Source organism: Variovorax paradoxus (assembly GCF_009755665.1).
GTDB lineage: Bacteria > Pseudomonadota > Gammaproteobacteria > Burkholderiales > Burkholderiaceae_C > Variovorax > Variovorax paradoxus_G.
The window spans coordinates 2720516-2735129 of the sequence record NZ_CP046622.1 but is presented as its reverse complement, the minus strand read 5'-3'; the positions used below and the strand labels follow the sequence as shown (position 1 = coordinate 2735129).

General features: G+C 65.7%; 13 protein-coding genes. All 13 read left to right on the top strand.

The annotated features are described in order from the left end of the window. The first annotated feature begins 93 nt into the window (after positions 1–93). Positions 94–1488 (top strand): TolC family outer membrane protein, encoded by a 1395-nt coding sequence (locus GOQ09_RS12690; RefSeq protein ID WP_157613730.1) that lies wholly within the window; start codon positions 94–96, stop codon positions 1486–1488. 63 nt (positions 1489–1551) lie between these two features. Then, entirely contained in the window at positions 1552–2004 is a 453-nt protein-coding gene (locus GOQ09_RS12685; RefSeq protein WP_157613729.1) for a GNAT family N-acetyltransferase, read from the top strand. A gap of 157 nt (positions 2005–2161) precedes the next feature. Further along, a complete protein-coding gene (locus GOQ09_RS12680; RefSeq protein ID WP_157613728.1) occupies positions 2162–3124 on the top strand; it encodes a MurR/RpiR family transcriptional regulator in 963 nt (320 codons plus the stop codon). Further along, positions 3121–4083, top strand: a complete 963-nt coding sequence (locus tag GOQ09_RS12675) for an isoaspartyl peptidase/L-asparaginase family protein (protein WP_157613727.1) — start codon at positions 3121–3123, stop codon at positions 4081–4083. Before GOQ09_RS12680 ends, GOQ09_RS12675 begins: the two co-directional genes overlap by 4 nt. Positions 4084–4113: 30 nt before the next feature. After that, a complete protein-coding gene (locus GOQ09_RS12670; RefSeq protein ID WP_157613726.1) occupies positions 4114–5991 on the top strand; it encodes a dipeptide ABC transporter ATP-binding protein in 1878 nt (625 codons plus the stop codon). A 58-nt stretch (positions 5992–6049) separates the two neighbouring features. Then, on the top strand, positions 6050–7600 hold the full coding sequence (gene gsiB, locus GOQ09_RS12665; RefSeq protein ID WP_157613725.1) for a glutathione ABC transporter substrate-binding protein GsiB: 1551 nt from the start codon (positions 6050–6052) through the stop codon (positions 7598–7600). A gap of 133 nt (positions 7601–7733) precedes the next feature. Next, positions 7734–8654: a glutathione ABC transporter permease GsiC gene (gene gsiC, locus GOQ09_RS12660; RefSeq protein WP_157613724.1), complete on the top strand. Its 921-nt coding sequence runs from the start codon at positions 7734–7736 to the stop codon at positions 8652–8654. 10 nt (positions 8655–8664) lie between these two features. Next, complete coding sequence (gene gsiD, locus GOQ09_RS12655; protein ID WP_157613723.1) at positions 8665–9585, top strand: glutathione ABC transporter permease GsiD; 921 nt, start codon at positions 8665–8667, stop codon at positions 9583–9585. A gap of 13 nt (positions 9586–9598) precedes the next feature. Further along, on the top strand, positions 9599–10666 hold the full coding sequence (locus GOQ09_RS12650) for a P1 family peptidase (RefSeq protein ID WP_157613722.1): 1068 nt from the start codon (positions 9599–9601) through the stop codon (positions 10664–10666). Between the two features lie 19 nt (positions 10667–10685). Further along, the gene (locus tag GOQ09_RS12645) at positions 10686–11507 is read left to right on the top strand and encodes a M55 family metallopeptidase (RefSeq protein WP_157613721.1); all 822 of its coding nucleotides are present in this window, start codon (positions 10686–10688) and stop codon (positions 11505–11507) included. Positions 11508–11774: 267 nt separating this feature from the next. After that, positions 11775–13553, top strand: coding sequence for a nitrite/sulfite reductase (locus GOQ09_RS12640; RefSeq protein WP_157613720.1), 1779 nt, complete (start codon positions 11775–11777; stop codon positions 13551–13553). Then, positions 13550–13945 (top strand): DUF934 domain-containing protein, encoded by a 396-nt coding sequence (locus tag GOQ09_RS12635; RefSeq protein WP_126746440.1) that lies wholly within the window; start codon positions 13550–13552, stop codon positions 13943–13945. The genes GOQ09_RS12640 and GOQ09_RS12635 overlap by 4 nt, the downstream gene beginning before the upstream one ends. A 21-nt stretch (positions 13946–13966) precedes the next feature. After that, on the top strand, positions 13967–14599 hold the full coding sequence (locus GOQ09_RS12630; RefSeq protein WP_157613719.1) for a phosphoadenosine phosphosulfate reductase family protein: 633 nt from the start codon (positions 13967–13969) through the stop codon (positions 14597–14599). Positions 14600–14614 lie beyond the last annotated feature (15 nt).

Here is a 14614-nt window from a genome sequence, read left to right as displayed (position 1 = left end):
ACGCCGAAACCCGCGCACGCTCTCACTCGCGCATACGCGGACTTCGGCCGGTGACGCAGGTCCGCAGAAGATCAATGTCCGGAGGAGAAAAAAATGAACACCTCACGCCGCGCTGCATCGGCAAGCAAGCCGTTGGCCCTGCTCTTGGCGCTGGCCGCGGGCCCCGCGGCAGCACAGAGCCTGGTCGCGCTCTATCAATCGGCGCGCAGCTATGACGCCGTCTACCAAGGTGCGCGAGCGCAGTACGACGCCAGCGTGGCCCGGGCGGCGCAGGCGCGCGCCGGGGTGCTACCGGTCGTCAACCTCACGGCGGGGGCCTCTTTCACCGAACAGGACGTGTCGGCCGGCAACGCCGCGTTCACGCGCGGGGTCAGCTCGCGCAACGTGGGCATCAACCTGATCCAGCCTCTGTATCGGCCCGCCAACTGGGCGGCCTACGAGCAGGGCAAGCGGCAGGAGGAGATCGCAAGCGCACAGCTCACCCTGGCCGAGCAGGACCTCGTCGTGCGCGTGAGCCAAGCCTATTTCGATGTGCTCGCCAGCCAGGACAGCCTGGGGCTGGTTCGGGCGCAAAAGGCGGCGGTGGCCGAACAGCTCGCCTTCGCGAAACGCAATTTCGAAGTCGGCACGTCGACGATCACGGACGCGCGCGAAGCCCAGGCCCGCTACGACCTCGTCATTGCGCAGGAGATTGCCGCCGAGAACGACCTGCAGGTGAAGAAGCTCGTTCTCGACCAGCTCGTCGGGCTGGCCGGCAGCGTGCCGGTGCCGCTCGCCGCACCGGTCGTGCTCCCCGGGCTGGCACCGGGCGACGTGGGTACCTGGCTTGCACAAGCCGAGGCCGCGCATCCGGCCATCGTTCAGGCGGCGCTCGCGGTAGAGGTTGCGACGCTCGAAGTGCGCAAGGCAGAGGCCGGGCACAAGCCGACGATCGACGCGCAACTGGGCTACAACGTCAGCACCAACCCGCCAGGCAACTCGCCCAGCGCCTCGACAGACAAGGTGCGTGTAGCCGGCGCAAGCATCGGCGTGGTCTTCAACATGCCGCTATACGCCGGTTTCGCGACCGAGAACCGCGTGCGCGAGACGCTGGCGCTCGAGGACCAATCGCGCGCCGCGCTCGAAAACGCGCGCCGCAGCGTTTCTGTCTCGACCCGTGCCGCCTTCCTCGGGCTCGTGTCGGGCGCCAGCCAGGTGAAGGCGCTCGAGGCGGCCGAAGCGTCGAGCCAGGTGGCCCTGGACGCCAATCGCATGGGCTACCGGGTTGGCGTGCGCATCAACATCGACGTGCTCAATGCGCAGAGCCAGCTGTACCAGACCAAACGCGACCTTGCGCAGGCCCGCTACAACGTGCTGCTGGGCGACTTGCGCCTGCGCCAGGCGAACGGCTCGCTCACGGCCGATGCCCTTGCGGCGCTCAACGCCACTTTGGCAACCGACGGCAAGCCGGCCGTCGACAGCGCTGCCCCTGTCGCGCATCCGCGATAGCACCGGGAACGCTTCGGGCGAGCGGAAAGGGCTCATAAGATTCAGGGGCCACAAGATCTCCGCATGAACATCGCCCTCGAACACCCCGATCAACCCGAAGTCGTCCAGCTCATTGAAGCGCTCGACGCCTACCAGAAGCCGCTCTATCCGCCCGAGTGCCACTACGGCATCGACATTGCCGCGCTGTCGGCGGCGCATGTGCTGTTTGCGGTTGCGCGCGACGAGCGCGGAGCGGCTGTGGGCTGCGGCGCCATGGTGCTGGAGCCCGCCTACGGCGAGCTCAAGCGGATGTTCGTGCGGCCGGAAAACCGCGGACAAGGCGTTGCCGCGAGGGTGCTGGCCTTTCTGGAAGGCGAGGCGCTTGGCAAGGGATGCACGCGATTCGCGCTCGAGACCGGCATCAGCCAGCCGGAAGCGCTGGCTTTCTACGTCAGCGCGGGCTACTTGAGGCGCGGGCCGTTCGGGAGCTACCCCGACGATCCATTCAGCGTGTTCATGGAAAAAAGCGCCACCTAGCCTCCGGCCGCCAATCTTCGCGCCCTCTCGCACCGGCCCCTCGCGGGCCCGAAATTTGCTCATTCGATCAAAAAATGACAGAAAATTTTCTTTTTTGTCTTTCAGTTGTAAACTGATTTTCATCAAACGCTCCCCTTCGGAGTGCACGGCCCCACGAATGAGCACCAACGCAGACACCACCGGCACCACCGTGGCCCAGCGCATTGCGCAGGCGCTGCCGCGGCTGACGCGTTCGCACCGCCAAGTGGCCGACTACGTGCTGGAGCACCCGCTGCAGGTCGCCACGCTACCCATCGACGAGCTCGCCGCGGTGGTGGGCGTGTCTGTTGCCACCGCCAACCGCTTTGCCCGGGCATTGGACTTCGACGGCTACGCCACCTTCAGGGCCGAGCTCGTGCGTGGCTTCGAATCGCTGGTGGCTCCGGTGGAGCGCCTGCGCGGCAACCTCGAGCATCCGACCACGGTGGCCGAAGTGTTTGCCACCGCGCTGGACGAGAGCCGCCGCAACATCGAAGCCACGCGCCAGTCGCTGGACTACGCTGCTTGCGAGGCCGCGGTGCAGCGCATTCTGAAGGCGCGGTCGGTGTACATCGGCGGCTTTGGCGCCAGCGCATGGCTGGCTGGGCTGCTGCAGCACGGCCTGGACGGCAGCTGCAACGACGTGCGAATGCTCTCCAGCGTGAGCGGCGTCACGCATGCCGCGCGCACGCTGATGCACGCGGGGCCGCAGGACCTGTTCATCGGCCTCACCTTTCCGCGCTACCTCACCGATACCGTGGCGCTCGCGCAAATTGCGCGCGGCCAGGGCTGCGCCGTGCTGGCGCTGACCGACAGGCCGAGCTCGCCGCTGGCGCCGCTGGCCGACGTGGCGCTCTATTGCCAGACTGAAACCAGCTACCGGCCGAACTGCGAAACCAGCGTGCTGGCGTTGATCGAGGCGTTGACCAGCGCGGTGGCGCTGCGTGCCCCTCGCGCCGTGCAATCCGCGAGCCGCATTCTCCAAGCCGTGCGTCCCTGGCTGCATGGCGCACAGGGCCTGGCGCGGGCGGAACTCTCCGCACAACCGCCCAGCACCGCTCCCGCCGGCGCACGCAAGAAAAAGAAGAAATCCTCCCAATGAAGAACAGCAGCAACATCCCCGTCATCGCCATTCACGGCGGGGCCGGAACCATCAGCGCCGCAACCACCAGCGCGGCGCAGGCGCAGGCCTATCACGACGCGCTGCAGAACATCGTGCGTGCCGCGCAGGCAGCGCTGCTCAAGGGCGCATCCGCGCTCGACGCCACCTGCCTCGCGGTCGAAATGCTCGAAGAGTGCCCGCTCTTCAACGCGGGCCACGGTGCGGTTTTCACGCACGACGAAACCCACGAACTCGATGCGGCCGTGATGGACGGCGCAACCCTGGCGGCGGGGGCGATTGCCGGGGTCTGCCACATTCGCCGCCCGGTGCGCGCCGCGCGCGCCGTGCTCGAAGACGGCGCCCATGTGCTGCTGGCCGGCGCGGGCGCCGAAGCCTTTGCGCGTGACCACGGGCTCGAAATGGTCGAGCCCTCTTTCTTCTCGACCGAGGCGCGCCGCCAGCAGCTCTACCGCGTGCGCGACACCGGCCGCGTGGTGACCGACCACGAAGGCGCGGCCATGACGCCGCCGCTCGACGAAGACAAGAAGTTCGGCACCGTGGGCGCCGTGGCGCTCGACATACGCGGCCACCTGGCCGCAGCCACCTCGACCGGCGGCATGACCAACAAGCGCGTCGGCCGCATCGGCGACACCCCGCTGATCGGCGCCGGCACCTATGCGGACGACCGCACCGCCGCCGTCTCTTGCACCGGCAGCGGTGAAATGTTCATCCGCGTGGCAGCCGCCTACGACGTTTGCGCGCGCATGGCCTATGGGGGCGCCACGCTCGAAGCCGCCACCCGTGCCGTGGTGCACCAGTCGCTGCCCGCCATCGGCGGCACGGGCGGGCTGATCGCCATCGACCGCCACGGCAACCTGAGCCTCGCCTTCAACAGCGAAGGCATGTACCGCGGCCATGCCCGCGGCGACGAAGCCCCTGTGACGGCCATCTTCGACTGAGGCGCACGCACTCTCTTTTTTTCGCATCCCATGTCCTCCCCTGCCCTCGCCCTGCCAGACGGCCGCGTTCTCGCCGTCGAAGACCTCACCGTTCGCTTCTCGACTTCCGAGCGCACGGTCGATGCCGTCAAGAAGCTGTCCTTCCACGTCGACCACGGCGAAACGCTTGCGGTGGTGGGCGAATCGGGCTCCGGCAAATCGGTCACCTCGCTCGCGCTGATGCGGCTGGTGGAGCATGGCGGCGGCCGCATCCTCGGCGGGCGCATGGCGTTTCGCCGCCGCAGCGGCGAGGTGCTCGACCTGGCGCAGGCGCGCGATGCCGAAATGCGCAACATCCGCGGCGCGGACATCGCGATGATCTTCCAGGAGCCGATGACGTCTCTCAACCCGGTGTTCACCGCCGGCGAGCAGATTGCCGAGGCGATTCGCATCCACCAGGGCAAGAGCAATGCGGCCGCCCGCGCCGAGGCATTGCGCATGCTCGAATTGGTGCGCATACCTGAAGCGCGCAACGTGCTCGACCGCTTTCCGCACCAGCTGTCGGGCGGCATGCGCCAGCGCGTGATGATTGCAATGGCGCTTTCGTGCAAGCCGCAGCTGCTGATTGCCGACGAGCCCACCACTGCGCTCGACGTGACGATCCAGGCGCAAATTCTGCAGCTCATTCGAGAGCTGCAGAAAGAGATGCGCATGGGCGTGCTCTTCATCACGCATGACATGGGCGTGGTGGCCGAGATTGCCGACCGCGTGCTGGTGATGTACCGCGGCGACAAGGTGGAGGCCGGCAGTTCCGACACCGTGTTCGCCTCGCCCCAGCACCCGTACACCAAGGCGCTGCTGTCCGCGGTGCCCAAGCTCGGCGCCATGCAGGGCACCGACCTGCCCGCCAAGTTCGAATTGCTGCGCACCGAAGGCCGCCCCGACACCGTGCCGGTCACCGACACCAAGCCGCAAACCACGGTGCGTGACGACGCAGGCCCTATCCTTCGCGTGCGCGACCTGGTCACGCGCTTCGATGTGCGCAGCGGGTTCTTCGGCCGCGTGAAGCGCCGCGTGCATGCGGTGGAAAAGATCAGCTTCGACCTGTATCCGGGCGAAACGCTGGCGCTGGTGGGCGAATCGGGCTGCGGCAAGTCGACCACCGGGCGCTCGCTGCTGCGCCTGGTCGAAAGCCAGAGCGGCGCCATCGAGTTCGGCGGCCGGAACATCCGCGAGTTGCCCACGCGCGAGCTGCAGGCGCTGCGCCGCAATATCCAGTTCATTTTTCAGGACCCGTTCGCGTCGCTCGATCCGCGCGTGACGGTCGGCTTCTCGATCATGGAGCCGCTCTTGATTCACGGCATTGCCAAGGGCGCCGAGGCGCAGCAACGCGTCGACTGGCTGCTGCAGAAGGTGGGCCTGCCGCCCGAGGTGGCGCAGCGCTATCCGCACGAGTTTTCAGGTGGCCAGCGCCAACGCATTGCGATTGCACGCGCATTGGCGCTCAACCCCAAGGTGGTGGTAGCCGACGAATCAGTGTCGGCGCTGGATGTTTCCATCCAGGCGCAGATCGTCAACCTCATGCTCGACCTGCAGCGCGAACTGGGCGTGGCGTTTCTCTTCATCTCGCACGACATGGCCGTGGTGGAGCGCATCAGCCACCGCGTGGCCGTGATGTACCTCGGGCAGATCGTGGAGATCGGCCCGCGCCGCGCCGTGTTCGAGGCGCCCCAGCATCCCTACACCCGCAAGCTGATGGCGGCGGTGCCGGTGGCCGACCCGTCGCGCCGCCACAAGCCGCGCGCGCTGCTCGAAGGCGAGATTCCCAGCCCCATTCGCGCCGTGGGCGACGAGCCCGACGTGCCGCCGCTGGTGCAGGTGGCGCCCGGCCATTTCGTCGCACGGCACGCCGTGGGCGGAGCCTTCTGATTTTTCAACCCGCAGGCCCTCTCCTGCTTTTTTCCTCGAACCGACTGGAGTTCTTTCCATGAAGCAATCTTCTTCCTCCCTGCGATGGGCATCGGCACTGCTGGGCCTGGCCGCACTGGCGATGACCGGCACGGCAATGGCCGCGAAAGACGCGGTGCTGTCGATCGGCTACCAGCCCGAGACGCTCGACCCCTACAACACCAACACGACCATCACCACGGCCGTGACCAAGACCTTCTATGAAGGCCTGTTCCAGTTCGACAAGGACCTGAAGGTTCAGAACGTGCTGGCCGAAGGCTACGAAGTGTCGAAGGACGGCCTGGTCTACACCATCAAGCTGCGCCAGGGCGTCAAGTTCCACGACGGCACCGACTTCAACGCCGACGCCGTCAAGTTCACGCTCGACCGAGTGCTGAACCAGGACAACAAGCTGCTGCGCTACAACCAGTTCAACCGCGTGAGCAAGGTCGAAGCGGTGAATGCCAGCACTGTGCGCATCACGCTGAAGGAGCCCTTCGGCCCCTTCATCAACTCGCTGGCCCACGCCTCGGCCGCAATGATTTCGCCCAGCGCGCTGAAGAAGTGGGGCAACAAGGACATCGCCTTCCACCCCGTGGGCACCGGCCCGTTCGAATTCGTCGAGTGGAAGCAGACCGAAGCGGTCAAGGCCAAGAAGTTCGACGGCTACTGGAAGAAGGGCTACCCCAAGGTCGACACCGTGCAGTGGAAGCCGGTGCTCGAGAACAACACGCGCGCCGCCATGCTGCAGACCGGCGAAGCCGATTTCGCGTTCCCGATTCCCTACGAGCAGGCCGAGCTGCTGAAGAAGAGCGACAAGCTCGAAGTGGTGGCCATTCCTTCGATCATCACGCGCTTCCTGGCTTTCAACATGCTGCAGAAGCCCTATGACAACCCCAAGGTGCGCGAAGCCATCGGCTACGCCATCAACAAGGAAGCCCTGGCCAAGGTCGCTTTCGGCGGCTATGCCTTCCCCGCACAGGGCGTGCTGCCGCAGGGCGTGAAGTTTGCCGAGAAGATGGCACCCATTCCCTACGACGTGAAGAAGGCCAAGGAACTGCTGGCCGAAGCCGGCTACCCGAACGGCTTCGAATCGGTGCTGTGGAGCGCCTACAACAACACGACCAGCCAGAAGACCATCCAGTTCGTGCAGCAGCAGCTCGCGCAAGTGGGCATCAAGCTGCAGGTGCAGGCGCTCGAAGTGGGCCAGCGCACCGAACAGGTCGATGCATGGCCCGATCCCAAGACGGCCAAGGTGCGCATGTACTACACGGGCTGGTCTTCGTCGACCGGCGAAGCCGACTGGGGCCTGCGCCCACTGTTCGCCTCTGAAGCCTGGGCGCCCAAGCTCAACAACATGTCGTTCTACAAGAGCGAGGTGGTGGACAACGCGCTGGCCAAGGCGCTGATTACGGTGGACGACAAGGAAAAGGCCGCGCTCTACAAGACCGCGCAGGACGAAATCCGCAAGGACCTGCCGCGCGTGCCGCTGGTGACCGAGCAGAACCTGTCGGCGCATTCCAAGCGCCTGTCGGGTGTGCACGTGATGCCTGACGGCAACATCAACATCGACGCGATCTCGATTAATTGACCCACCCCCGAAGCGGCTCACTTCGTGTAGCCGCCCCCCTCAAGGGGGCGACACCTGCGGCCCGGCGGAGCCGGTTCCGCGGTGTCTCCCGATGGGCCCCGAGGCCTCAACGAGGGTTGATTGTCTGTATGCCATGCTGAATTACTTTCTCAAACGACTGTTGGGGCTGATCCCGACGCTGCTCATCGTGGCGGTGCTGGTGTTCCTGTTCGTCCACATGCTGCCGGGCGATCCGGCGCGCCTTGCCGCCGGCCAGGAAGCCGACGAGCAGACCGTGGCCATGGTGCGCGCGGAGTTGGGCCTGGACAAGCCGCTGCCGCAGCAATTCGTGAGCTTCTTCACTCACATGCTGCAAGGCGACTTCGGCAACTCGATCCGCACGCGGCGGCCGGTTGCGACGGAGATCGGCGAGCGCTTTTTCCCGACGGTGATGCTCACCATCACCAGCATGGTGTGGGCAGTGATTTTCGGCATGGGCATCGGCATCGTTTCCGCGGTGTTCCGCAACCAATGGCCCGACCGGCTGGGCATGACGCTGGCCGTGTCGGGCATCTCTTTTCCCGCATTTGCATTGGGCATGCTGCTGATGCAGATCTTCTCGGTTCAGCTCGGCTGGCTGCCCACCGTGGGAGCCAGCAGCTGGAAGCACTACATCCTGCCTTCGATCACGCTGGGCGCGGCGGTGGCCGCCGTCATGGCGCGCTTCACCCGCGCATCGTTCGTCGAAGTGATCCAGGAAGACTTTGTTCGCACGGCACGCGCCAAGGGCGTGCGCGAGCGCACCGTCATCATCAAGCACTGCCTGCGCAACGCGCTCATTCCGGTCGTGACCATGATGGGCCTGCAGTTCGGCTTTCTGCTGGGCGGCTCGATTCTTGTCGAGGCGGTGTTCAACTGGCCCGGCCTCGGCCGCCTGCTGGTCGACGCCGTGCAGATGCGCGACTACCCCGTCATCCAGACGCTGGTGCTGCTGTTCTCGCTCGAGTTCATTCTGATCAACCTGGTGGTCGATGTGCTGTACGGCTACATCAACCCCACCATTCGCTACAAGTGAGGCAGCCGACATGACGCAAGCTACCGGCGTGTCTGCCGAAATCACCGTTCCGCCCGTGGTGGCGGTTCAAACCGCGGGCAAGGTCCGCACGCCCTGGGGCGAATGCTGGCGCCGCTTCAAGAAGCAACCTGTGGGCATCGTTGCGGCGGTGTTCGTGCTGCTGCTGGTGTTCGTGGCAGTGTTCGCGCCGTGGATCGTGCCCTTCGACGCGGAGAACTTCTTCGACTACGACATGTTGAACACGGGCCCCTCGGCCACGCACTGGTTCGGCGTCGATCCGCTGGGGCGTGACATCTTCAGCCGCATCCTGATGGGTGCGCGCATTTCGCTGATGGCGGGTTTTCTTTCGGTGCTGGTGGGCGGTTTCGTAGGCACGGCCTTCGGCCTGCTCGCGGGCTACTACGAAGGCTGGTGGGACCGCATCGTGATGCGCATCTCCGACGTGCTGTTCGCCTTCCCCGGCATTCTTCTGGCGCTGGGCGTCGTCGCCATCCTGGGCAGCAGCATGACCAACGTCGTGGTGGCGGTGTCGGTGTTCAGCGTGCCGGCGTTCGCGCGGCTGGTGCGCGGCAACACACTGGTGCTCAAGCAGCAGACCTACATCGAGGCCGAGCGCAGCATTGGCGCATCGGACTGGACCATCATCGTGCGGCACATCCTGCCGGGCACCATCTCGTCGATCGTGGTGTATTTTTCGATGCGCGTGGGCACGTCGATCATCACCGCGGCCAGCCTTTCGTTCCTGGGCATGGGCGCGCAACCGCCAACGCCCGAATGGGGCGCCATGCTCAGCGAAGCGCGCGCCGACATGGTGACCTCGCCGCACGTGGCGCTGTTCCCGAGCCTGGCCATCTTCTTTACCGTGCTGGCGTTCAACCTGCTGGGCGATGCGCTGCGCGACGCGCTCGACCCGAAGATCGACCGCCAGTAAACCGGGGCCTCGCATGCCTTCGATTCCGCACATCGGCAGCCTGCCCGCAGGCAAGCGCAACGCCATCACCGACGTGCGAGGCGTTTCAGTCGGCCACCGCACGCTCGACGACGACGGCGTGCAGACCGGCGTAACCGTTGTACGCCCGCACGGTGGCGACCCTTTCCGCGACAAGGTGCCGGCCGCGGCCGTGGTGCTCAATGGCTTCGGCAAGAGCGTGGGCCTGGTGCAGGTCGAAGAGCTGGGTGTGCTCGAAACGCCGATTGCGCTGACCAACACCTTCTCGGTCGGCACGATTGCAACGGCGCAGATCCGCGACTGCGTGGCGGCCAATCCGGAATCGGGCCGGTCGATGCCCACTGTCAATCCGCTGGTCTTCGAGTGCAACGACGGTTTCCTCAACGACATCCAGCGGCTGGCCGTGGCCGAGGCCGACTACCTGCGGGCACTGGAAAGCGCGGGCGCCGATTTCGAGCAGGGCTCGGTGGGCGCGGGCCGTGGCATGTCGAGCTTCCAGTTCAAGGGCGGCATCGGCAGTGCGTCGCGCTGCGTGCCCTCGCGCCAAGGCGGCGTGCACACCGTGGGCGCGCTGGTGCTGGCCAACTACGGCCGGCTGCCGCAACTGGTGCTGGCCGGCCGGGCGGTGGGTGCGCAACTCGCCACGCAGCTGGCTTCACAAGACGCGGCCGTGCAGGCAAACACGGCGGCCGAGCCGGAAAAGGGCTCGATCATCATGCTCATTGCCACCGACGCCCCGATGGACGCACGGCAGTTGCGCCGCCTGGCGCTGCGCGCGGGTGCCGGGCTGGCGCGCACCGGCTCGGTGTTCGGTCACGGCAGCGGCGACATCGCGCTGGCTTTTTCGACTGCCTACACCGTGCCCGACCGGGCCGAGCGGCCTATGCCTGCGGTCGCCATGCTGCACGACAGCCTGCTTGACGATATCTTCCAGGCCGCGGCCGACAGCACCGAACAGGCCATCGTCCACGCGCTGTGGCGTGCCACCGCGGTGAGCGGCCGGGATGGTCACCACCGCCGGGCGCTTTCGGAGCTGCTGCCGCCCTCTTCCTTTTTCTCTTGAATCGCAGGTCTTGCCCCGCATGAAAGTTCTGATCTCCACCGACATCGAAGGCGTTGCCGGCGTCTACCACCAGGAACAGGTGCGCCCCGGCAATCCGGAGTTCGAGCGTGCACGCCTGCTGATGGCGCAAGAGGCCAATGCGGCCATTGCCGGCGCCTTCGAGGCCGGCGCCACCGAGGTGCTGGTCAACGATTCGCACGGTGGCTTTCGCAACATGCCGCCGGACGTGCTCGAACCGCGCGCCCGCGTGGTCCAAGGCAAGCCGCGTTATCTGAGCATGGTGGCAGGCGTGGAAGAAGAAGGTGTGCAAGCCGTCTGCATGGTGGGCTACCACTCGCGCGCGCAGGGGCGCGGCATCCTTGCCCACACCATCAACAGCTTTGCGTTTGCGGGCATCTGGCTCGGCGACCGCGAACTGGGCGAGGCCGGGCTCTATGGGGCACTGGCAGGTGAATACGGCGTGCCGGTGGTCATGGCCAGCGGAGACGATGTGTTCATCGCCGAAAACCAGCCGGTCTTTCCGCATGCGGTTTTCGTGCAGACCAAGCGCGCCACGGGGTTCAGCAGCGGCGTGTCGCTTTCGCCCGAACAGTCGCGCGCGGCCATCCACGCAGGGGTCATTCAGGGCCTGGCGGCCCGAGCCAGCGCAGCGCCCTTGGTCTTCAAGGGCCCGCAGGTGATCACGCTACGCACCCAGTCGCCCGCCATGGCCGACCTTTTCTGCCAATGGCCGTCGTTCGAGCGCGTCGATGGTGTGACCTTGCGTTTCACCGCCGACTCGGTGGAAGCCGCGGTTCGCATGCTGAACTGCTGCTCGGCCATGTCCGCCATGCTGCGCTGAAGCAGCACCTGCACTCTCCCCGAGGCGGGCGTGGACAAAACGCGCAATGCCAATGGGCCTTATCCTAGGCCTGCAGAACACCCGCACCCTTATCCAGAATAAGCATTCAACCGCCCGGCAACCCGCATGGGCACTGGAGAATAAGCTTATCCGCATAAGGCGCGAACCAAAAAATAGTTTGCTTCCATAAGGCGTGCTTTCAGAATCTCGGCTTCTTGCTGGGGCGCCCCGTTGGACGTGCGGCACCGCACTTCTTCAAGACTCACGATGTACCAATACACAGATTTCGATCGCCAGTTCGTCCACCAACGGGCAGCCCAATACAGAGACCAGCTCGAGCGCTGGCAAAAGGGCAAGCTCGCCGAAGACGAGTTCCGCCCGCTGCGGCTGCAAAACGGCTGGTACGTGCAACGCTATGCGCCCATGCTGCGCGTGGCCGTGCCGTATGGTGAGCTTTCGAGCCGCCAGCTGCGCGTGCTGGCCCGCATTGCGCGCGAGTACGATGAGCCAGAGGCCGAGGTCTACAGGAAGGCCATCGAGACGCAAGGCCTGCTCGGCAGCCACAAGCTGCCCACGCACTACGCCCACTTCTCGACGCGCCAGAACGTTCAGTACAACTGGATTCCTCTTTCCAAGTCGGCCGACGTGATGGACCTGCTGGCCTCCGTCGACATGCACGGCATCCAGACCAGCGGCAATTGCATTCGCAACATCACCAGCGACGAGCGCGCCGGCATTGCCGTCGACGAAATTGCCGATCCGCGCCCGTTCGCGGAAATCATGCGCCAATGGAGCACGCTGCACCCCGAGTTCGCATTCCTGCCGCGCAAGTTCAAGATTGCCATTACCGGCGCCACTGAAGACCGCGCCGCCACTGGCTGGCATGACGTGGGCCTGCACGTGGTGAAGAACGAGGCCGGCGAAATCGGCTTTCGCGTGCAAGTGGGCGGCGGCATGGGCCGCACGCCCATCATCGGCACCGTGTTGCGCGAGTTCCTGCCCTGGCAGCAGATCATGAATTACCTCGAAGCGGTGATTCGTGTCTACAACCGCTATGGCCGCCGCGACAACATCTACAAGGCGCGCATCAAGATTTTGGTGAAGGCCGAAGGCCAGCGCTATATCGACGATGTGGAAGCCGAGTACAAGCAGATCATCGAGCACGACGGTGCACCGCACACCATCACGCAGGAAGAGTACGACCGCGTGGCCGCCTCCTTCGTGCCGCCGACGCTCGCAACGCGCGTGCTGCAAAGCGCCGAAAAAACCGACGCCGAGCTGCGCGCCCACGCTGCGGACGACGTGCAGTTTGCCCGCTGGCTGGCCCGCAACGTGGCCCCGCACAAGAACCCCGCGCTGCGTGCCGTCACCTTGTCGTTCAAGCGCCTGAAGCAGGCGCCCGGCGATGCCTCGGCCGACCAGCTCGACACGCTCGCCGTGCTGGCCGACCGCTTCTCGGCCGGCGAAGCCCGCGTGACGCACGACCAGAACATCGTGTTGCCCTGGGTGCATGCCGAAGACCTGCATGCGCTGTGGCTCGCCGCCCGCGCGGCCGGCTTTGCCAGCGCCAACGTGCACCTGCTGACCGACATGATCGCCTGCCCCGGCGGCGACTTCTGCGCGCTGGCCAATGCGCGCTCCATTCCCATTGCCGAAGCCATCACCGAGCGCTACCAGGACCTGGACGAGCTCGACGACTTGGGCGAGATCGACCTGCACATCAGCGGCTGCATCAACTCCTGCGGCCATCACCACAGCGGCCACATCGGCATCCTGGGCGTCGACAAGGACGGCAAGGAGTGGTACCAGGTCACCCTGGGCGGCTCCGACGGGTCCGTGCTCAGCGGCACGCCGCAGGCCGGCAAGGTGGTCGGCCCCTCGTTCTCGGCGGCCGAAGTGCCGGGCGTGATCGAGGCCGTGCTCACCACCTATCGCGACACCCGCCAAAACGGCGAGACCTTCATCGACACGCTGCGCCGCGTGGGCCACGACCCGTTCAAGGCCGCCGCCAACAGTGCGCGCTTCAAGGTGGAGGAAGCAGCATGAACCGCAAGCTGAACATCCTGGCCGCCGAAGAACACATCGATGACGGCGACCCGAAGGTGCTGCAACTGCCGAACGATGCCGATCCGCTCGCCATCGAGGTGTGCCTGGAAGACATCGAGCGCATCGACCTGAACTTTCCGAAGTTCACCGACGGCCGCGCCTACAGCCAGGCCTTTCTGCTGCGTCGGCGCCTCGGCTTCAAGGGCGACATTCGCGCCACGGGCGACGTGCTGATCGACCAGCTGGTGCAAATGGAACGCACCGGTTTTTCAAGCGCCGTGCTCAAGGAAGGCGTGGACGCCTCCGACGCGCAGCGCCAGTTCGACCGCTTTGCCGCCTTCTACCAGGGCGACGCGGTGCAGCCGGCGCCGCACTTCGCGGCCAGCAACTGAGTCCGCACAGGAAACTTCGACATGAGCATTGCCACGGACATCGACTTCGCACGCATCAACACCGAACTCGGCCGCAACGCCGAGGGGTTGGTGGACTGGGCAATCGGCCTCGGCCAACGGGCGATCGTCACCACCAATTTCCGGCCGTTCGAGGCCGTGATCCTGCACATGGTCACGCGCGCCAAGCGCGATGTTCCGGTGATCTGGATGGACAACGGCTACAACACCGAGGCCACCTACCGCTTTGCCGACGAAGTGACCAAGCAGCTGGGCCTGGATCTTCATATCTACCTGCCGCGCCGCTCGCGTGCGCACCGTGAAGCGGTGGAAGGCCCCACCCCGGCGCTCGATGATCCGCGCCATGCCGCTTTCACCGAAGAAGTGAAGCTGGAACCCTTTACCCGTGCGCTGCGCGAAACGGCGCCCAAGGTGTGGTTTACCGCGCTGCGCGCCACCGACACCGCCGTGCGTGCGCAGATGGACCCGGTCAGCGTCAACCCCGACGGCCTGATCAAGGTTGCGCCGCTGCTGCACTGGTCGTCCAAGGATTTGTACGAATACTGCGAAGCGAACGGCCTGCCCAACAACTTCGACTATGTGGACCCGACCAAGGGCGAAGACAACCGCGAATGCGGCCTGCATCTTTCGCACTGAACGATCGATCTCCGC

Excerpts from the sequence above, each read along its gene's own strand:
- GOQ09_RS12690 (WP_157613730.1), top strand. The coding sequence starts at position 94 with ATGAACACCTCACGCCGCGCTGCATCGGCAAGCAAGCCGTTGGCCCTG.
- GOQ09_RS12685 (WP_157613729.1), top strand. The coding sequence starts at position 1,552 with ATGAACATCGCCCTCGAACACCCCGATCAACCCGAAGTCGTCCAGCTC.
- GOQ09_RS12680 (WP_157613728.1), top strand. The coding sequence starts at position 2,162 with ATGAGCACCAACGCAGACACCACCGGCACCACCGTGGCCCAGCGCATT.
- GOQ09_RS12675 (WP_157613727.1), top strand. The coding sequence starts at position 3,121 with ATGAAGAACAGCAGCAACATCCCCGTCATCGCCATTCACGGCGGGGCC.
- GOQ09_RS12670 (WP_157613726.1), top strand. The coding sequence starts at position 4,114 with ATGTCCTCCCCTGCCCTCGCCCTGCCAGACGGCCGCGTTCTCGCCGTC.
- gsiB (WP_157613725.1), top strand. The coding sequence starts at position 6,050 with ATGAAGCAATCTTCTTCCTCCCTGCGATGGGCATCGGCACTGCTGGGC.
- gsiC (WP_157613724.1), top strand. The coding sequence starts at position 7,734 with ATGCTGAATTACTTTCTCAAACGACTGTTGGGGCTGATCCCGACGCTG.
- gsiD (WP_157613723.1), top strand. The coding sequence starts at position 8,665 with ATGACGCAAGCTACCGGCGTGTCTGCCGAAATCACCGTTCCGCCCGTG.
- GOQ09_RS12650 (WP_157613722.1), top strand. The coding sequence starts at position 9,599 with ATGCCTTCGATTCCGCACATCGGCAGCCTGCCCGCAGGCAAGCGCAAC.
- GOQ09_RS12645 (WP_157613721.1), top strand. The coding sequence starts at position 10,686 with ATGAAAGTTCTGATCTCCACCGACATCGAAGGCGTTGCCGGCGTCTAC.
- GOQ09_RS12640 (WP_157613720.1), top strand. The coding sequence starts at position 11,775 with ATGTACCAATACACAGATTTCGATCGCCAGTTCGTCCACCAACGGGCA.
- GOQ09_RS12635 (WP_126746440.1), top strand. The coding sequence starts at position 13,550 with ATGAACCGCAAGCTGAACATCCTGGCCGCCGAAGAACACATCGATGAC.
- GOQ09_RS12630 (WP_157613719.1), top strand. The coding sequence starts at position 13,967 with ATGAGCATTGCCACGGACATCGACTTCGCACGCATCAACACCGAACTC.